Consider the following 18,189-nt stretch of genomic DNA (forward strand, 5'->3'; position numbering starts at 1 on the left):
ACCGGGAAGCTATAGCAATTGAGGGAAATCGCAGGTTGCGGTGTGACGGTTTCTGCGGAGGGCCTGCAGGGCCTATAAAAGATGATTTTTTACCCATTTGTAAGATAGAATAGCGGCCCAATTTTTCAGGGAGCCTGCGGAGATATCCAAAGCTCTCCGGGCCAGCCAAGCACACAGGGGCAGCGCATCCATGTTTAATCGTGATATGAAAATCGCCGGCTTTGACGACGAACTCTGGAACGCCATGCAGGCGGAAGAGAAACGCCAGGAAGCTCACATCGAGTTGATTGCATCCGAGAACTACACCAGCCCGCGCGTGATGGAAGCGCAGGGTAGCGTGCTGACCAACAAGTATGCAGAAGGCTACCCTGGTAAGCGCTACTACGGCGGCTGCGAGTTTGTAGACATCGCTGAAGATCTGGCGATTGATCGCGCCAAGGAACTGTTTGGTGCCGCCTACGCCAACGTGCAGCCACACTCCGGCTCCCAGGCCAACTCCGCCGTGTTCATGGCGCTGCTGAAGCCCGGTGACACGGTTCTGGGCATGAGCCTCGCGCACGGTGGTCACCTGACCCACGGCGCCAGCGTCAACTTCTCCGGCAAAATCTACAATGCCGTTCAATACGGTCTGAATCCGGACACCGGCCTGATCGATTATGACGAAGTGGAAGCCCTGGCGGTTGAGCATAAGCCGAAGATGATCATTGCCGGCTTCTCGGCTTATTCCCAGGAGCTGGATTTTGCCCGCTTCCGTGAAATTGCCGACAAGGTCGGTGCTTACCTCTTTGTCGATATGGCGCACGTGGCCGGTCTCGTTGCGGCGGGTGTTTACCCGGATCCAGTGCCTCATGCCCATGTCGTTGCCACGACAACCCACAAGACGCTGCGAGGCCCTCGCGGTGGTCTGATCCTGGCCTGTGACGATGCCGACCTGCAGAAGAAGCTGAACTCCGCGGTGTTCCCGGGTGGCCAGGGTGGTCCGTTGATGCACGTGATTGCAGCCAAGGCCGTCTGCTTTAAGGAAGCCATGAGTGACGAGTTCAAGACCTACCAGAAGCAGGTGGTCAAGAACGCCAGTGCCATGGCGCAGGTATTCGTCGAGCGCGGCTATGACGTGGTGTCCGGCGGTACCAAGAACCACCTGTTTCTGGTGAGCCTGATCAAACAGGACATTACTGGCAAGGATGCGGATGCGGCGCTTGGACGTGCCCACATCACCGTCAACAAGAACGCGGTTCCCAACGACCCGCGCTCGCCGTTCGTGACTTCCGGTCTGCGTATTGGCACACCGGCAATCACCACCCGCGGTTTCGGTGAATCCGAAAGCCGCGATCTGGCCGGTTGGATTTGCGACATTCTCGACAACCTCGAAGACGAAGCCGTGAATAGCCGTGTGCGCGAGCAGGTAGCTGCTTTGTGTGCCCGTTTCCCGGTCTACGGCTAAACTTCAGGCTAGACCTGCCGCGCCGGAGACCTGACTGGGTGTCCGGCGCTGGCTTCCTCTCCGGAGTCTCTGACTATGCATTGTCCCTTCTGTGGTGAAGCAGATACCAAGGTAATTGACTCGCGACTCGTTGCCGAGGGCGATCAGGTGCGTCGCCGCCGGGAATGCCTGTCATGCCATGAGCGCTTCACCACATTTGAGTCTGCAGAGCTGGTGATGCCGCGGGTCGTCAAGCAGGACGGCATTCGTCAGCCCTTCGACGAGGAAAAACTGCGGTCCGGTATCATGAAGGCCCTGGAGAAACGCCCGGTAAGCATTGAGCAGATTGACGCGGCCCTGAATCGCATCAAGTACCGGCTCCGCGCCACCGGCGAGCGGGAGATCAAATCAATGCAATTGGGCGAAGAGGTGATGACCGAGCTTAGACAGCTCGACAAGGTTGCCTATGTCCGGTTCGCATCGGTTTATCGCAGCTTTCAGGACATCAACGAATTCAAGGAAGAGATCGAGCGACTGTCGGCGACCAACGGCGAGAATGCAGTGGATGTTGCCAAGGCGTTGGCCGATAACCATTCCGCAAAAGGAAAAGCATGACCGAGGTTCGTGATCGGGCCATGATGGCGCGTGCCATTCAGCTTGCCTGGCGCGGTCGCTATTCAACGCATCCGAACCCCAGGGTTGGCTGTGTTATCGCCCGTGGCAACGACATTCTGGGCGAGGGCTGGCACGAGCGAGCCGGAGAAGCCCATGCCGAAATTCGCGCCCTGAGCCAGGCCGGCCCGTCTGCTCGAGGCGCAACGGCCTACGTGACACTTGAGCCGTGTAGCCATTTCGGGCGAACGCCTCCCTGCGCTAGGGCGCTGATCGATGCGGGTGTGGCCCACGTGTTTGCGGCCACCAAGGACCCCAATCCGTCGGTATCTGGACGGGGCCTCGAGTTGCTCCGAGAAGCCGGCGTACAGGTTACCGAAGGGTTGCTGGCGGACGAAGCCGCGCGACTGAACCCCGGGTTTATGAAGCGCATGAATACCGGTCGGCCCTGGGTGCGGCTGAAGATGGCTGCGAGCCTCGATGGTCGCACGGCGATGGCATCCGGTGAGAGTCAGTGGATTACCGGCAGTGAGGCGCGCCAGGACGTGCAGCGCCTTCGGGCGATCAGCGATGCGATCGTGACCGGCGTCGGTACCGTCCTGGCGGACGATCCGTCACTGACGGTACGACGGGAAGAGCTGGGGGACATCGGAGACGCCACCGAACCTTCCCGGCAGCCGCTGCGAGTCATTGCGGATCGGGATGCCCGGACACCGCCTTCCGCAAACATCCTGCAGGGCGGCAATGTTCAGGTTTTCTGCGCCTCGTCCACCCTGGCAACGGCTCCTGCCCAGGATCTGGCCGCTCTGGGCGTCAGCGTCAACGGCGTGGCCTGGAAGGATAACGGCATTGATGTCGCAGAACTGCTGGACTCCCTGGGCGAGCTCGGCATTAACGAGTTGCTGGTTGAGGCCGGCCCGACGCTCGCGGGCACCTTTATCAGTGAAGGATTGGTCGATGAGCTCTGGCTCTATCAGGCCCCTGTTTTCCTGGGCAGTACAGGGCGACCCACGGCGCATCTGCCTTTGGAATCAATGGCGGATAAAGTGCAATGGACGGTGCTGGACCGACGTCAGGTGGGTGAGGATCAGCGTCTGATCCTGGCGCGCCGGTAATCAATAAATTCACGGTGTTCTGACAGCGCGACGCTGTCGGTTAACCGCAAGGGTGCAAAACCGTATGGCACTGAACAGCATTGAAGAAATCATTGAAGACATCCGTCAGGGTAAAATGGTCATTCTGATGGACGACGAGGATCGCGAAAATGAAGGCGATCTGGTGATGGCTGCTGAACACTGCTCGGCTGAAGCCATCAACTTTATGGCGCGCTTTGGTCGTGGCCTGATCTGCATGCCCATGACCCGCGACCGCTGCGAACAGTTGGGGCTTCCGCTGATGGTGCAGCAGAATGCCTCGGGGTTCGGCACCAAGTTCACGCTGTCGATCGAGGCAAAGGAAGGCGTCACCACTGGCATCTCCGCCGCCGATCGTGCCCGTACCGTACAGGCTGCGGTCGCCCGTGACGCCAAGGCGTCGGATCTGGTGCAGCCGGGTCACATCTTTCCGTTGATGGCGGATCCGGGTGGTGTGCTCAGCCGCGCCGGGCATACGGAGGCTTCCTGTGATCTGGCGGCACTGGCTGGTTCAGAACCAGCGGGGGTGATCTGCGAGATCATGAACGACGATGGCTCCATGGCGCGTCGGGAGGATCTCGAACGTTTTGCGGAGGAGCACGATCTCAAGATTGGCACCATTGCCGACCTGATTCACTACCGCACCATGAACGAGCGCACCATCGAGTGTGTGGAAGAAAACAAGCTGGACACCGAGTATGGCGAGTTCAGCCTGCGAACCTACCGGGATAATATTCAGGGCTCCACCCATCTGGCCATGGTCATGGGAGAGATCAGTGCCGACGAACCGGTCCACGTGCGCGTGCACATCACCGACACGCTGAGAGACCTGTTGGGTGCCCGCCGCAAGGATTCCCGCAGCTGGCCGTTGCACCATGCCCTGGAAAAAGTGGCCGCAGAAGGCAAGGGTGTCGTGGTGCTGCTGAACAGCGCCGAGGACAGCTACAACCTGGAAGACCGTATTCACGAGTTCTTTGACGAAGGGCAGGGCTCCGCTGGCAAGGGCAGCTCCGGTGTCTATTTCACGGTCGGTACCGGCTCGCAGATTTTGCGGGACCTGGGTGTTGGCAAGATGCGCCTGTTGAGTCCCCCGATCAAGTTCTCGGCCATTTCCGGATTCGATCTGGAAGTGGTTGAATACGTCCCCTACACCCCGAATGATTAACCCGGTCTGGACCCCAATGTCCGGACCCGTGAAGGAGCCATGCATGGCAGATATCAAAGTAATTGAAGGTGACTTTACCCAGTGCAGCGGTCGTTATGCACTCGTGGTTGGCCGGTTTAACGGTTTTGTGGTCGAGAGCCTGGTTGAGGGTGCCATCGATACCCTGCGTCGCCACGGTATTTCCACTGATGACATCGAGATCATCCGTGTGCCCGGCGCTTACGAAATGCCACTGGCGGTGAAGCGCGTGGCCGAAACCTCGAACTTCGACGCCATCATTGCCCTGGGCGCGGTTATCCGTGGCGGTACTCCCCATTTCGAGTACGTTGCTGGTGAAGCCTCCAGTGGTCTGGGTGCGGTCAGCCTTGAGACCGATGTGCCCGTTACTTTCGGAGTGCTGACGGTGGATTCGATCGAGCAGGCCATTGAGCGTTCAGGCACCAAGGCCGGTAACAAAGGCGCCGAAGCCGCGGTTACCGCACTGGAAATGGTCAGCCTGTTCAAGAAACTGGGTGGGTGATGAGCGCAACTGACGACAACGCCCCCCAGCCCGCGCCGACCGGTCAGCCCAAAGCGGGCGACCGACGCCGTGCGCGCGCGCTGGCGATGCAGGGGCTGTATCAGCGACACTTCAGCAAGAGCTCGATCTCGGATATTGAGGCCGAGTTCATGGTCGATAACGACATGAGCAAGGTAGACCAGCTGTATTTCCGCGACTTGCTCCGTGGTGTGCATCGCGAGCAGGCCGACCTGGATAAGCTCCTGGAACCTTTTCTCGACCGACCGCTTCACGAAGTCGATCCCATTGAGTTGGCCATCGTGCGCCTGGGCGCCTACGAGTTGAAACACCGGTTGGACGTTCCCTACAAGGTGGTGATCAACGAAGGCATCGAGATGGCCAAACGGTTTGGCGGCACCGAGGGCCATAAGTTCGTAAACAGCATTCTGGACAAACTCAGTCGTCGTTTGCGCCTGGCCGAGATGCGTCCCCGGTAGGGTATGGGCGAATTCGAGCTGATCCGGCAGTACTTCGAGCCGATTGCGGACTCGTTTCCCAGCGCGGCCTTGGAGCTGGGGCTGGGAGACGACTGCGCGATTCAGCGAATTCCAGCCGACTGCGATCTGGTGTTCTCCATCGATACCGTGGTGGAGGGCATCCATTTCCCCAAGGCCTATCCGGCCGATCATCTCGCCTGGCGGGCGCTCGCCGCTGCTGCCAGCGATCTCGCCGCCATGGGGGCGAAGCCCGTGTGCTTCACCCTGGCGTTGACCCTACCGACCGTCAACGAATCGTGGTTAAAAGGCTTCTCGCGCGGATTGGCTGATGCGGCCGGGACATTCGGTCTGTCGCTCGCTGGTGGCGATACCACCCGCGGCCCCCTCACGCTGAGCCTCCAGGTCCATGGGACGGTGCCCAGGGGAGGGGGAACGCGGCGATCTGGAGCGAAGGTGGGGGATCTGGTGTGTGTCTCCGGTACCCTGGGCGATGCCGGTGCCGCGCTGGACTATCTTGAGGCGCAGCCGCCCTCGGACGATGCGAAGGCGCTGCTCCGACGTTACCACCGGCCTTGTCCTCGCCTGGAACTGGGCCAGGCTCTTGCGGGGATTGTGACCTCGGCGATTGATATTTCGGATGGCCTCCTGGCGGACCTCGGACATGTGCTGGACGCTTCCGGCATGGGCGCCACGCTTGATCTGTCGACGATTCCGATGTCTCAGGCATTGCGTCGACTGAAGGGCGACCAGGCTCTGGGCTATGGGTTGCGCGCAGGCGACGATTACGAGCTTTGTGTGACCCTCCCCAGGTCTCGCTGGGCTGCACTGCCAGAAGCCATCGGAAAGCACTTGACGGTGATCGGGACCATTGAAGCCGAGGCCGGCCTGCGTTTGGCCGGCGGCCCCGAGCCTGCCGATCACTTGGACACCGGGTTTGACCATTTCAGGAGTAAGTCATGAGTCAGGAGGATCAGTTCCCCGAGCCGGATCTGCCACAGGCATTGCTCCCCCCGGGGTTCCTGAAAAATCCGGTGCACCTTCTGGCATTCGGTTTCGGCAGCGGTGCGGCGGCGCGTGCGCCGGGCACCTGGGGCAGCCTGGCGGCGATTCCATTCTGGTATGCCTTTGCCTGGCTGCCCGGAATGGTCTATTGGGCTATTGTTCTGGTCGCATTCCTGGTTGGGATCTGGTTGTGTGGTAAAACCGCCCGGGACCTGAAGGTTCATGATCACGGCGGCATCGTCTGGGACGAGTTCGTGGGAATGTGGATTGCCCTGGGATTGTTCCCGGATCAGATTGCGGGGGTTCTGCTGGCGTTCGTGCTGTTCCGGTTGTTCGACGTCGTCAAACCCTGGCCTATCAGTTGGCTGGATGACCGCCTGCCCGGGGGGCTTGGCATAATGATTGACGATGTTGTGGCGGGTTTTATGGCGATGGCTTCCATGTTCGCCATTGACCGATGGTTAATGCCGGTCATTGTGTGAACGGGAAGATGCTGGAGGTCAGTTTCTGTTCAATGGAGTTGCTGATCCTCCGGTAACAACCTTACAACGTGTAGGAAACGTTTGAGACCGGTCTCCGCTCGTTCTCGGGAGGCAAACGGACCGCTGTCAAACCCTTCCCGGGTCGTAAAATACCATTTGCTGCCTACGCAGAAGAACCGGCTACTTCTGAAGGGGACTGGACCTGCCTCCCCGGACCTGCTTTGGATGTCCATAACTTCTCCTGTGCCCGATCTGCTTCCTGTTCAATTCCGGGCGACGCATTTGTATTGCCGATCTGTTTAAAATTAATCCAATTGCGTACGAATTCAACATTTTTTTACATTTTTACGGGGTGGTTCGCAAACCAGATCGGTCCGATGGGCACCGGGGTGCCGCAACAGATTGAAAAGGCCGGCTTGCCCTCTTCAGAAGCACTCGTCAGAATGCAATCAAACGAATGCTAACCTCTGGGTCCTTCCCTCGTTTACCAAGGAGATTTCATGAGTATCTTTCACGTATTGGCGGCCCTGAAGTCGGGTGCATTGAAAGCTGGACAGAGCGCGCGGTTTATCCTGGCTTTCGGTTTCCTGGTGGCAACCGTCGGGTGTTCGTCCACCCTGACCAGAGTAGAGACCTGGGATGGCGAACCGGCAGCGGCCGCGAATGCGGCTACCCTGAAAGCCCCGGGCTCGATTCAGGTGTCACGCATCAATGGCCGCAACATGAGTAACTTTTTGATGGATGATCTCGCCCTCGATTACGCATTGCTGCCGGGAGAGAACGAGGTCATCTTCACGTACAAGACCATCTGGGCGAAATCCGGGGTTGTTGAAAACGGCGAATCGAAAGTGCACGTGTACACAAGCGAACCACGGGTCGTCCGCTTCGATGCCGAGCAGGACACGGTTTACCGTTTCCAGTTTGACCAGCCCGCGTCGCGCTCGGAAGCCGAGCAGATGGCAGAGGACTTCGTCGCTACCGTGGTGACGGTGGATGGCGAAAAGGTGGTTGCGGAGTCCAGTGTATGGACACCTGCCGTGGCAGCAGAGCGAACCCCGATCCCGGAAAGCGGTCCGGTGGGGGCCGCCGAGGGCAGTGCACTTGATACCCTGAAATCGGTCTGGGCTACCGCCACCGAAGAAGAGAAGAAGGCCTTTTTGCGCTGGGCTTTCGAGTAAGTGATTCGGGCCCGCCAGGCGCGGCGGGCCCACTCCCTACATCCGGAAGCGATGAAGGGTTTTTTTGAGCACGCCCTCCAGAGCGGTCAGAACGTCGTCAGTCAGCGTCTGATGAGGCAACTCCCCATCCTCTCCCGTTTCACCATCAAGGCCCAGGTTTTGGGCAGCCTCCTCGATGGCACCGAGGCTTTCTGTAATGTACCCCTCCAGTGAGCTGCCGTCGGCGACGACGTCCGGGCAGAGCGTAAAGTTAATGGTCAGCCGGCCCTGATAACTCACCGCGACAATGACCAGGCCCATGCTGTCGAACAGGGGCGCGGTGTTGTACTGCTGGGTAAGCCTTGCCCCCTGCAGGTAGAGCGGTACCTGTGGCCCCGGAACGTTGGTGATAGGCAGATTGAATGCGGGCTGGTAGCGCTGGGCGATCTGCAGTTCGGAATAGAGTCGGGCGGATAGCGCCAGCATGGTCGACGGTAGCAGTTCGGTCAGTCGGTCCGCCGCGATGGCTTCCCGGTAGGGTTCCGACGCGACGGCGTTCCGGTGGATCTTGCGAATGCGCAGGGCTGGATCCGATTCGCTGGTGGACAGGTCGAGCAGCATCGCCGACATCTGGTTACCGGTCGCCCTGCGAAGACTGTTGGAGCGCACGGAAATCGGCGTCATGGCCACCAGCGACCTGCTGGTGTCGGCGCCGTGATCGTGACTGTATCGGCGTAATGCCTCGGCACACAGGCCCAGAACCACATCGTTGAGCGTGACGTCGCCCAGGGTTGCCTTGATGGCTTTGAGCCGCGGCAGATCCACGCTGGTCGACACAATCTGCCGGTTGGCGGTGATTTGGCGGTTGAACGGGCTGTGTGGCGCCGAGAACACAGGGAAGGGCATGGGCAGTTTGCGCAATTGCTTCTGGATCAGGCCGCGAGCCGTGGCTTCGGCGGCGTTGAAGGCCAGGGAGGTGAACTGGAGCGGGGTTCTTAATATGTTCGCGCCTGCCTGGAGAATCACCCGCTCCTCCGACGGTTCGGGGCGGGGGCTCCACGGTCTGGGTGGCGTAATCGGCCTGGGCTCCGGCGTGTACTCCAGCAGTTTGCCAATAATGTCCTCGCCACTGAACGCGTCAATGGCGGCGTGGTGGAGTTTCACGATCAGGGCAAAGCCCTGGCGCTCCGTGTCGTTGTCATCGATTTTGAAACCGTCGACGAACGTGATGTGCCAGAGGGGTCTGTCCCGCTTGAGGGGCTCTTCCAGAATCTTTGAGGCCAGCGTCATCAGGCTGGCCCGGCGTCCGTGTTCGCCCAGATTGACGTAGGCAAGGTGCCGTTCAATGCTGAAGTCCGGGTCGTCAATCCAGTAGGGGCGGCCAAGCCGCATGGGGATTTCTTTCAGGCGCTGGCGGAAAACGGGGACGACGTGAAGGCGACTGCGAAGGTAAGCGACAAACGTGCTGAAGGCCAGCGGATGGGTCTGCTCACTGGCATCGAACAGGTAGATTCCGCCAATGTGCATGGGTGTCGTCTCGGATTCCAGATACAGGAACGAGGCATCCAGTTCGGACAGCTGCCGCATTAATGAACTCCCTTCGGCGTGTTGTTTCGCACAAGTATAAACGACCGGTCTTGGTTCCCGGTTGACTGGGCTGCCGGTTTTTCTGGTGTCCTGCAGCCACTCCAAACAAAAGAATTTCAGCCGCTTAGCGAGTCCTTGACGGCGTTGTCGGCCGCCAATCGCTCCCAGAACCACATCAGGGCCTTGCCCTGGTCATCGGCGTGGCGAGCCAGGTGCAGCAGAACGGATTGCCGTGGTTCGTGAACCTGTTTTTTAACCAGGGTTCCGCGGGACAGTTGGTCGCGAATCCGAGACTGTGGCAGCCAGCCAACGCCCAGACCGGATTCCTGCACGGAAATCTTCTGCTCGATGTTGGTGACGGTGAGGGTCCGTTGCCGCCGGAATATGCCGGCATGGCCGGGTGGGAGCGATCTGGAGGTGTCGGCGGCGACAGCGGCCGGGAACTGCGAAATGTCGTCCTCGGTCAGTGGCGTGTTGATTTCCGCCAACGGGTGATCGGCGGCGACCACGAACACGAATTCCATCTCGCCCAAGGGCTTGGTGGTGAAGTTGCCGGCGGGCTTGCTGAATTGATCGGCACCGACAATCAGGTCAATCCGCCGGTCCTGAAGTGCGTCCCAGGAGCCGGCGAAGACTTCCTCAACGATCTGGACATCAACCGGAACCCCGAGATTGTAGAAATCCCGCACCGCGGGGAACAGGCATTCCGCCGGGAGCAAGGAATTGAAGCCGATGCGCAGCCGGGTTTCCCAGCCCTGGGCGACCTGTTTGGTGGTGTGGGCGAGATTTTCGGCGGCTTCCAGCAGTGTGCGACCTTCCTCAAGCAGATAGCGACCGGCGGGTGTCAGGCTGGCCCTGTGGCCACTTCGATCAAAAATGGCGACGTTCAGGTCCTCTTCCAGCTTTTGAACGGTGTAGCTGATGGCGGAGGGGACCCGAAAGAGTTCGTTGGCCGCGCCGGCGAAACTGCCTTTTCGGTCAATGGCGTCAAGGACTTTGAGGGCGTCTATGGTGATGGCTGTGTGCATGTTCGAAATATCTGAGGTTGTTGGCCAGAAATGCTTGTTTGAGAGGGTAACAGGGTCCCCGTTATTCTTCCCGTTAAATGTATTGACGGAGTTTTCTCATGGGTCTTCTGGTTGATGGCGAATGGTACGACAAGTGGTATGACACCGATAAAACCGGTGGCAAGTTTGAGCGCGAGGCCGCCCGGTTCCGTAACTGGGTGACCGCAGACGGCGCGCCCGGGGCCAGCGGTGAGGGCAATTTCAAAGCGGAATCCGGGCGTTACCACCTGTATGTGTCCATGGCATGTCCCTGGGCTCACCGAACCCTGATTTTCCGCAAGCTCAAGGGGCTGGAGCCCCACATCTCGGTGTCGGTGGTCCACCCGGACATGGTAGAGAACGGTTGGGAATTTCGTCCCGATGAGGATGCCCACCGGGATCACCTGCATGACTTTCGATTCCTGCATCAGTTATACACCAAGGCGGCGCCGACCTATTCCGGCCGTGTAACGGTTCCTGCCTTGTGGGACAAGCAAAGGCAAACCATAGTCAGTAACGAATCCGCCGACATCATCCGGATGTTCAACGCGGCCTTCGATCACCTGGACGGCGTTCGCTCCGAGGTTGATTTCTACCCGCAGGCCCTGCAAGCGGAGATTGATGAGGTGAACGAGCGGGTTTACCACACGGTCAATAACGGGGTTTACAAGGCGGGGTTTGCCACGGCACAGGACAAGTACGAAGCGGCATACACGGAACTGTTCCGGTCACTGGATTGGCTGGAAGAGCGCTTGTCGTCCCGTCGTTACCTGGTCGGTGGCGAGTTGACGGAAGCGGATTGGCGTCTGTTTACCACCTTGATTCGCTTCGATGCGGTGTACTTCAGCCACTTCAAGTGCAACCGCCAGCGTATTGCGGATTACCCGTCGCTGTCGGGGTACGTGAGGGACCTTTACCAGGAGTCGGGCGTAGCGGGAACCGTGGACATTGGCCAGATCAAGCGCCATTACTATGTCAGCCAGCGCACGATCAATCCGACGCAGGTTGTGCCGGTCGGGCCAGCGCTGGATTTCGAGGCGCCCCATGGGCGGGAACGCCTCAGCTGACCCGAGCCACCGCTACGTCCGTCAGGAGTTCCAGAGCGGTCTTGTGTGCCGAGTCTGTGAGGCCGGCCAGGCAATTCGCCGCCATCCCAGCTTCCGCCCGTGCCCGGGCCATGGTGTACTCCAGTGCCCCTGAGCTCTCCACAACGGCCAGGATGCTGGAAAGGTCGTCCAGTCCGCCTTTGCGAATGGCCTGGCGGATAAGCTGCCGCTCCTGTTCACTGCCGTTCGCCATGGCGTAAATCAGGGGCAGGGTGGCCTTGCCCTCGGCCAGATCGTCGCCCACGTTCTTGCCCATGGTCTCGGCATCGCCGCGGTAATCCAGAACATCGTCCACCAGTTGGAACGCCAGGCCGAGGTGCTTGCCATAGTCGCGAAGGGCCTGTTCCTGTTGGATGTCGGCCCCGGCCAGCAGCGCGCCTGTGTGCGAGGCGGCTTCAAATAGCATGGCGGTCTTGTTGTGAATGACCTTCATGTACTGGTCTTCCGTGAGGTCGGGATTCTTGACGTTCATCAATTGCATGACCTCGCCTTCGGCGATGACCGCGGTCGCGTGCGACAAAACGTTCATGATCGGAAGGCTTTCGAGCTCAACCATCATCTCGAAAGCGCGGGCGTAGAGGAAATCACCTACCAGCACGCTCGGGGCATTGCCCCATCGGGCGTTGGCTGTGCTTCGGCCCCGGCGCATGTCCGATGTATCGACGACATCGTCGTGGAGCAGGGTGGCGGTGTGCAGGAATTCGATCACCGCCGCCAGTTTCAGATGGTCGTCGCGGTTGTAGCCCACTGCTTGACTGGAAAGCAGAACCAGTAGTGGTCTCAAGCGCTTACCGCCACTTTCAATGATGTATTGGGCGATTTTTTCGACCAAGGGAACATCGGAGGCGAGCCGCTGGATGATCAGGTCGTTAACGCGGCTGAAGTCCTCGGCCACGGTGTCGTATATGCGCTGGGCTGTCATGCGGCTTGTGGATCCCTTGCTACTGTTTCGAGGAAACGGTTCTTGATAAATCGGGCAGGTCGCGGCAATGCTAGGTATTGGCGCCTACAGTGTCAACTTGGCTTGTATTGCGAGGCGCCTTTTCGTACAATCACGCGCCCAACTCATCCCAACCTGCGCTCCCTGCTATAGGGTCGCCAGAGTGCTTCCCTTAGAACCAGGTGGATAAGAGCAGGGATGGGTCAATCGCGGAGAACGTTAATGTACGCAGTTATTGTAAGCGGTGGTAAGCAGCACCGTGTGAAAGAAGGCGAAACCCTGAAGCTGGAAAAGCTGGAAGTTGAAACCGGTGGAAACGTTGAGTTTGATCGCGTTCTGCTGATCGCCGATGGCGACAAGGTTCAGGTTGGCGCGCCGGTTGTTGATGGTGCCAAAGTGACTGCGGAAGTGGTTAGCCACGGCCGTCACGACAAGGTTCAGATCATCAAGTTCCGCCGTCGGAAGCACCACATGAAGCGTCAGGGCCACCGTCAGTGGTTCACTGAAGTCAAGATCACGGGTATCAAGGGCTGAGGCTCTCGAACCACCCCTTAAATCAGGAGGCTTGTAATGGCTCATAAAAAAGCAGCAGGTAGTACCCGTAACGGTCGCGATTCCGAGTCGAAACGACTTGGTGTGAAGCGCTACGGCGGCGAAACTGTATCTGCAGGCAGCATCATCGTTCGTCAGCGCGGAACCCGTTTCCACGCTGGTAATAATGTTGGCATTGGCAAGGACCACACCCTGTTCGCGAAAGCGGAAGGTCAGGTGAAGTTCGAAGTCAAAGGCCCGCAGAGCCGTAAGTTCGTGAGCATCGTTCCGGCTGCGTAAGCAGCGGCGATCCGGTTCTGTCGAACCTTGGGTGGCATTGATATCCTGATATAGTCAGTTATCAACGTCGCTCGGAGCCCCGCAAAGCTTCCTAGAGGCTGCGGGGCTTTTTAGTTTATGCGCGCAGCGCAAAGGGTTTATCCATGAAATTCGTAGACGAAGCCACCATCATTGTTGAAGCCGGGAAGGGCGGGCATGGGTGCCTCAGTTTCCGGCGTGAGAAATACGTCCCCAAGGGCGGTCCCGACGGCGGTGACGGCGGGGATGGCGGTTCCGTGTATCTGGAGGCGGATGAGGCGCTGAACACGCTGATCGATTACCGTTTTCAGCGTAAGCACAAGGCCCAGAATGGCGAGCCCGGTTCCGGGCGAAACTGCACCGGCACCAAGGGCGAGGATCTGGTGCTTCCGGTGCCGGTTGGTACCACGGTGGTCGACATGGATACCCACGAAGTGCTGGGTGATCTGACCCGGGTCGGTCAGCGTCTGAAGGTCGCCCAGGGTGGCTTTCATGGTCTGGGCAACACCCGATTCAAATCCTCCGTCAACCGTGCGCCGCGACAGACTACCAAGGGCTCCGAAGGTGAACTTCGAAACCTTCGCCTGGAGCTGAAGGTCTTGGCCGATGTGGGGCTGCTGGGGATGCCCAATGCGGGCAAATCCACGTTTATTCGGTCCGTGTCGGCCGCCCGGCCCAAGGTGGCGGATTACCCGTTCACCACGCTTGTGCCCAACCTGGGTGTGGTGAGTGTCCAGGCCCACCAGAGCTTTGTTATTGCCGATATTCCGGGGCTGATCGAGGGTGCCGCCGAAGGTGCCGGCCTGGGGATCCGCTTCCTGAAGCATCTGGTTAGGACGCGATTGCTGCTGCACCTGGTTGATGTGGCGCCCTACGATGGCTCCTCGCCAGTGGAGTCGGTGCGGGCAATCGAGCATGAGCTCGAGAAGTTCAGTGAGACGCTGGCAAATCGGGAGCGCTGGCTGGTGCTCAACAAGGTGGACATGGTCTCCGAAGGCGATCGGGAAGTTCATTGCCAGGCCATTGTTGATGAGTTGGGCTGGCAAGGGCCGGTTTTCCACATTTCGGCGTTAAGCGGCGAAGGCACAAAACCTCTGGTTCAGGCGGTGATGCGCTGGATTGAGGAGCAGGCCGAGGAAGAGGCGCAGAACCCGGAATTCGCGGAGCGCGAAGCTGCCCGCAGGCGCCAGATGGACGAGGAGGCCCGGGCCAGGATCGAGTCGGAGCGCCAGGCCCGCAGAGCCGCCCGGCAGGATGACGATGATGACGACGACTTCGATGACGACGATTACGATGTCGAAGTGGTCTACGCCCCTGAGTAAGTCGAGAGAAGTGCACGCATCATGAGTGAACGCACCCAGTTGCGCCAGGCTCGTCGTCTGGTCATCAAAATCGGAAGTGCCCTGCTGACCAATGATGGCAAGGGGTTGGATGTCGCCTCCCTGGGCCTTTGGGTCGACCAGATTGTGGAGCTGATTGAGAGTGGTGTCGAAGTGGTGATCGTGTCGTCCGGCTCGGTCGCCGAAGGCATGAGCCGGCTGGGCTGGACGACCCGCCCCCAGCAGCTCCACGAGTTGCAGGCTGCGGCGGCGGTCGGGCAGATGGGGCTGGTGCAGACCTGGGAGGCGCAATTCAAGCGTCATGGTTTGCACACCGCGCAGATTCTGCTGACTCACGACGACCTGTCGGATCGGAAGCGGTACCTGAACGGCCGCAGTACGCTTCGGGCGTTGCTGGATTTTGGTGTGATTCCCATCGTCAATGAAAACGATACGGTTGTGACCGATGAAATCCGGTTTGGGGATAACGATACCCTCGGGGCGCTGGTCGCCAATCTGATCGAGGCCGATGGTCTGATCATTCTGACGGACCAGCTGGGTCTTTTCGACAAGGACCCGCGCAAGCACACCGATGCCCGCCTGGTGACCGAACGCAAAGCTGGCGATCACGAGCTGGATGCCATGGCCGGAGGGGGTGCGGGTCTGCTCGGGCGTGGGGGCATGCTGACCAAGCTCAGGGCTGCGCGATTGGCCGCCCGATCCGGCGCCTTTACTGTGATTGTGGGTGGCCGGATCGAAGGCGTGATCACCCGCCTGCGCCAGGGCGATGTTATCGGTACGCTTCTGCTCCCTGAGCAGGGGCGAATCGCTGCCCGCAAGCAGTGGTTGGCCAGCCATCTGCAAACGCGCGGCAAGCTGATGCTGGATGATGGTGCCGTGAAAGTGGTCTGTCTCGGTGGTCGGAGTCTGCTGCCGGTCGGGGTGAAGGGCGTCTCGGGTCAGTTTCGTCGTGGCGAAATGGTGTCCTGCGTCGATCCAAAGGGCAGGGAGGTTGCCCGGGGGTTGGTGAACTACGACGCGGACGAAGCCCGGGCCATTGCCGGTCGTTCCAGCGCCAGGATTGCCGAAGTGCTCGGGTATGTTTCCGGCGAAGAGATGATTCACCGGGACAACCTGGTCATCGTTTGAGAAGGGTAGAAGCAAAAAAAAACCGGCCAACTGGCCGGTTTTTTTTAGTTCTGAAGGAAAGTCCGCTTACGCGCTCTTCAGAGACTTGATCTTGGCACTCAGGCGGCTCTTGCTGCGAGCAACCTTGTTCTTGGCGAAGATGCCTTTGTTGACCATGCTGTCCAGAATCGGCTGAGCCTGCTGGAAGGCAGCCTGGGCTTCTTCGTAGTTGCCAGCCTCAATCTTGGACTGAATTTTCTTCACGTAAGTACGAGCCATGGAACGCAGGCTGGCGTTGTGCTTGCGGTTCTTCTCGTTCTGACGTGCGCGCTTCTTGGCTTGCGGGGAATTTGCCACCGTAAAACTCCTGAAAATCTTGAATTCGTTGCTGAATGATTCGTTACATCGCGGGCGCGCCAAAACCAGCGCGTCGAAATAAATGACGCGAAACTATGCCGCTGAAACCCGCAGATGTCAAGACCAAAACCTATTTCATGCCCCGGCACCAAAGGCCTGTGATAAACTCGCCGCTCACTGGATGCGGGTGCCCGGGCTGGGCTAGTATTTCCCGAGATGCCGCGCCAACCCGTTGTTTAATCCCTGGCCAGAGCCTTCATGTCGTCGGAACCCGAAACCAACACCGAGAAAAAAACCTTGCCGAAGCCGCCGGGCCTGCTGCGTTCCTCTGGGCTGGTCGGGGCCATGACGATGCTGTCCCGGGTGCTGGGCCTGGTCCGGGACATGGTGATTGCCCGTTATTTCGGCGCGGGTGCCGGCGCAGATGCCTTCTTTGTTGCGTTTAAGATCCCGAACTTCCTTCGCCGGCTGTTTGCTGAGGGGGCGTTTTCCCAGGCTTTCGTCCCGGTGCTGTCTTCCTACCGGGAAGCGCAGTCGATTTCTGATGTTAAGCGCCTGGTCGATGCGGTGGCCGGCTCGCTCGGCCTGATTCTGTTGGCCGTCACCCTCGTTGCCATGTTGGGGTCCCCCGTACTGACCGCCATCTTCGCGCCGGGTTTCCTGGATGACGATGTGAAGTTCGCGCTCACCAGTGACATGCTGCGCATCACCTTTCCTTACCTGCTGCTGATCTCCTTGACGGCGTTTGCCGGCGGCATACTGAATAGCTATGACCGGTTTGCCGTGCCGGCCTTTACGCCGGTGCTGCTGAACCTGGCGATGATTGGCGCGGCAATCTACCTGACGCCATTGATGGAAGAACCCGTGATGGCCTTGGCCTGGGGTGTATTCATCGCCGGCGCGTTGCAGTTGTTCTTCCAGATGCCGTTCCTGATGCGTCTGGGGCTCATGCCGCGACCGCGCGTTGACTACCGTCATGAGGGCGTGAGTCGAATACTGAAGCTGATGGCGCCCGCCTTGTTCGGGGTCTCGGTCAGTCAGATTAATCTGCTGCTGGATACGGTGCTCGCATCGTTTCTTCAAACGGGCAGTGTGTCCTGGCTTTACTATTCCGACCGTTTGTCGGAATTGCCTCTGGGCGTCTTCGGAATCGCCATTGCCACGGTGATTCTGCCCAGTCTCTCCCGCAAGCATGCAGCGGACTCCGCCGACCAGTTCGCGGCCACTCTGGACTGGGCGGTTCGTGCGGTTCTTCTGATTGGCCTGCCTGCCGCCCTTGCTCTGGCTTTGCTGGCTGAGCCGCTCATCGCCACGCTGTTCCATTACGGTGAGGTGACCGATCGGGATGTGGTGATGTCGGCGCAGAGTCTGCGCGCCTATTCGGCGGGGCTTCTCGCCTTTATGCTGATCAAGGTTCTGGCCCCGGGTTTCTTTGCCCGCCAGGATACCCGCACACCGGTCAAGATCGGTGTCATTGCCATGGTCGCCAACATGGTGTTCAACCTGATCCTGGTGTTTCCGCTCGCCCACGCCGGATTGGCGCTGGCAACCTCGCTTTCGGCCTGGCTGAACGGTTTTCTGCTGTGGCGGGGGCTGCGTCGGGAAGGGGCGTGGCAAAGCCAGCCGGGCTGGCCGCGTTTCCTGTTGCAGATCGGGGGTGCCAACCTCGCTCTGGCGCTTGTCATCCTCTGGCTCAAGGCTCCGGTAACCGTTTGGCTGGCCGCTGGCGGATACCAGCGTGCCGCTGACATGGCGGTGCTGGTCGGCGCTGGCGTGGCCGTCTATTTCCTGGCGCTGGCGGTGACGGGCGTGAGGGTAAGACATTTCCGCCAGAGGTAAGGTATAATCGCGCGTTTTCTCACCAGCGTTCTCCCGGCAAGACGCCTC

General features: G+C 59.6%; 20 protein-coding genes. 15 read left to right on the forward strand and 5 right to left on the reverse strand.

Going from position 1 to position 18,189, the window contains the following annotated elements:
* The first annotated feature begins 190 nt into the window (after positions 1 to 190).
* The 8 genes from glyA to KXD86_RS18025 all read left to right on the forward strand — a co-directional run bounded on the left by glyA (position 191) and on the right by KXD86_RS18025 (position 6,813).
* Positions 191 to 1,444, forward strand: a complete 1,254-nt coding sequence (gene glyA, locus KXD86_RS17990; RefSeq protein ID WP_218637518.1) for a serine hydroxymethyltransferase — start codon at positions 191 to 193, stop codon at positions 1,442 to 1,444.
* A gap of 75 nt (positions 1,445 to 1,519) precedes the next feature.
* Entirely contained in the window at positions 1,520 to 2,038 is a 519-nt protein-coding gene (nrdR, locus tag KXD86_RS17995; protein WP_218637519.1) for a transcriptional regulator NrdR, read from the forward strand.
* A complete protein-coding gene (ribD, locus tag KXD86_RS18000) occupies positions 2,035 to 3,150 on the forward strand; it encodes a bifunctional diaminohydroxyphosphoribosylaminopyrimidine deaminase/5-amino-6-(5-phosphoribosylamino)uracil reductase RibD (RefSeq protein WP_218637520.1) in 1,116 nt (371 codons plus the stop codon). Before nrdR ends, ribD begins: the two co-directional genes overlap by 4 nt.
* Positions 3,151 to 3,214: 64 nt before the next feature.
* Entirely contained in the window at positions 3,215 to 4,333 is a 1,119-nt protein-coding gene (ribBA, locus tag KXD86_RS18005) for a bifunctional 3,4-dihydroxy-2-butanone-4-phosphate synthase/GTP cyclohydrolase II (protein WP_218637521.1), read from the forward strand.
* 43 nt (positions 4,334 to 4,376) lie between these two features.
* The gene (gene ribH, locus KXD86_RS18010; RefSeq protein WP_218637522.1) at positions 4,377 to 4,853 is read left to right on the forward strand and encodes a 6,7-dimethyl-8-ribityllumazine synthase; all 477 of its coding nucleotides are present in this window, start codon (positions 4,377 to 4,379) and stop codon (positions 4,851 to 4,853) included.
* On the forward strand, positions 4,853 to 5,329 hold the full coding sequence (gene nusB / locus KXD86_RS18015; protein WP_218637523.1) for a transcription antitermination factor NusB: 477 nt from the start codon (positions 4,853 to 4,855) through the stop codon (positions 5,327 to 5,329). The genes ribH and nusB overlap by 1 nt, the downstream gene beginning before the upstream one ends.
* A 3-nt stretch (positions 5,330 to 5,332) precedes the next feature.
* A complete protein-coding gene (gene thiL, locus KXD86_RS18020; RefSeq protein WP_218637524.1) occupies positions 5,333 to 6,289 on the forward strand; it encodes a thiamine-phosphate kinase in 957 nt (318 codons plus the stop codon).
* Positions 6,286 to 6,813, forward strand: coding sequence for a phosphatidylglycerophosphatase A family protein (locus tag KXD86_RS18025; protein WP_218637525.1), 528 nt, complete (start codon positions 6,286 to 6,288; stop codon positions 6,811 to 6,813). Before thiL ends, KXD86_RS18025 begins: the two co-directional genes overlap by 4 nt.
* A 29-nt stretch (positions 6,814 to 6,842) precedes the next feature.
* Here KXD86_RS18025 and KXD86_RS18935 read toward each other — a convergent pair whose 3' ends face one another.
* Positions 6,843 to 7,046, reverse strand: coding sequence for a DUF6316 family protein (locus tag KXD86_RS18935; RefSeq protein ID WP_228739682.1), 204 nt, complete (start codon positions 7,044 to 7,046; stop codon positions 6,843 to 6,845).
* 267 nt (positions 7,047 to 7,313) lie between these two features.
* Between KXD86_RS18935 and KXD86_RS18030 the strand changes: the two genes are divergently transcribed.
* Positions 7,314 to 7,991 carry a DUF2057 family protein gene (locus KXD86_RS18030; protein WP_218637526.1) on the forward strand — a complete coding sequence of 226 codons (678 nt, stop codon included), beginning with the start codon at positions 7,314 to 7,316 and terminating at the stop codon, positions 7,989 to 7,991.
* Positions 7,992 to 8,027: 36 nt separating this feature from the next.
* On the opposite strand, the gene KXD86_RS18035 is transcribed toward KXD86_RS18030, so the two are convergent.
* Both KXD86_RS18035 and KXD86_RS18040 read right to left on the reverse strand, forming a co-directional pair.
* On the reverse strand, positions 8,028 to 9,557 hold the full coding sequence (locus tag KXD86_RS18035) for a WS/DGAT/MGAT family O-acyltransferase (RefSeq protein WP_218637527.1): 1,530 nt from the start codon (positions 9,555 to 9,557) through the stop codon (positions 8,028 to 8,030).
* Between the two features lie 116 nt (positions 9,558 to 9,673).
* Positions 9,674 to 10,585, reverse strand: a complete 912-nt coding sequence (locus tag KXD86_RS18040; RefSeq protein WP_218637528.1) for a LysR substrate-binding domain-containing protein — start codon at positions 10,583 to 10,585, stop codon at positions 9,674 to 9,676.
* 98 nt (positions 10,586 to 10,683) lie between these two features.
* Here KXD86_RS18040 and KXD86_RS18045 point away from each other — a divergent pair, with 98 nt between their 5' ends.
* Positions 10,684 to 11,670, forward strand: coding sequence for a glutathione S-transferase family protein (locus KXD86_RS18045; protein WP_218637529.1), 987 nt, complete (start codon positions 10,684 to 10,686; stop codon positions 11,668 to 11,670).
* Here KXD86_RS18045 and ispB read toward each other — a convergent pair.
* The gene (ispB, locus tag KXD86_RS18050) at positions 11,663 to 12,631 is read right to left on the reverse strand and encodes an octaprenyl diphosphate synthase (RefSeq protein ID WP_218637530.1); all 969 of its coding nucleotides are present in this window, start codon (positions 12,629 to 12,631) and stop codon (positions 11,663 to 11,665) included. The two genes, KXD86_RS18045 and ispB, sit on opposite strands and share 8 nt — an antisense overlap.
* A gap of 240 nt (positions 12,632 to 12,871) precedes the next feature.
* Here ispB and rplU point away from each other — a divergent pair, with 240 nt between their 5' ends.
* The 4 genes from rplU to proB all read left to right on the forward strand — a co-directional run bounded on the left by rplU (position 12,872) and on the right by proB (position 15,966).
* Positions 12,872 to 13,183 (forward strand): 50S ribosomal protein L21, encoded by a 312-nt coding sequence (gene rplU, locus KXD86_RS18055; protein ID WP_008170744.1) that lies wholly within the window; start codon positions 12,872 to 12,874, stop codon positions 13,181 to 13,183.
* 36 nt (positions 13,184 to 13,219) lie between these two features.
* Complete coding sequence (gene rpmA, locus KXD86_RS18060) at positions 13,220 to 13,480, forward strand: 50S ribosomal protein L27 (protein ID WP_218637531.1); 261 nt, start codon at positions 13,220 to 13,222, stop codon at positions 13,478 to 13,480.
* 143 nt (positions 13,481 to 13,623) lie between these two features.
* Positions 13,624 to 14,820 carry an Obg family GTPase CgtA gene (gene cgtA / locus KXD86_RS18065; RefSeq protein WP_218637532.1) on the forward strand — a complete coding sequence of 399 codons (1,197 nt, stop codon included), beginning with the start codon at positions 13,624 to 13,626 and terminating at the stop codon, positions 14,818 to 14,820.
* A gap of 21 nt (positions 14,821 to 14,841) precedes the next feature.
* Positions 14,842 to 15,966 (forward strand): glutamate 5-kinase, encoded by a 1,125-nt coding sequence (proB, locus tag KXD86_RS18070; RefSeq protein ID WP_218637533.1) that lies wholly within the window; start codon positions 14,842 to 14,844, stop codon positions 15,964 to 15,966.
* A gap of 66 nt (positions 15,967 to 16,032) precedes the next feature.
* Here the strand turns inward: proB and rpsT are convergent, their stop codons facing one another.
* Entirely contained in the window at positions 16,033 to 16,302 is a 270-nt protein-coding gene (gene rpsT, locus KXD86_RS18075) for a 30S ribosomal protein S20 (protein ID WP_218637534.1), read from the reverse strand.
* Between the two features lie 258 nt (positions 16,303 to 16,560).
* Between rpsT and murJ the strand changes: the two genes are divergently transcribed.
* Complete coding sequence (gene murJ / locus KXD86_RS18080; RefSeq protein WP_218637535.1) at positions 16,561 to 18,141, forward strand: murein biosynthesis integral membrane protein MurJ; 1,581 nt, start codon at positions 16,561 to 16,563, stop codon at positions 18,139 to 18,141.
* Positions 18,142 to 18,189 lie beyond the last annotated feature (48 nt).

The organism is Marinobacter arenosus (assembly GCF_019264345.1).
Classification (GTDB): Bacteria; Pseudomonadota; Gammaproteobacteria; order Pseudomonadales; family Oleiphilaceae; genus Marinobacter; species Marinobacter arenosus.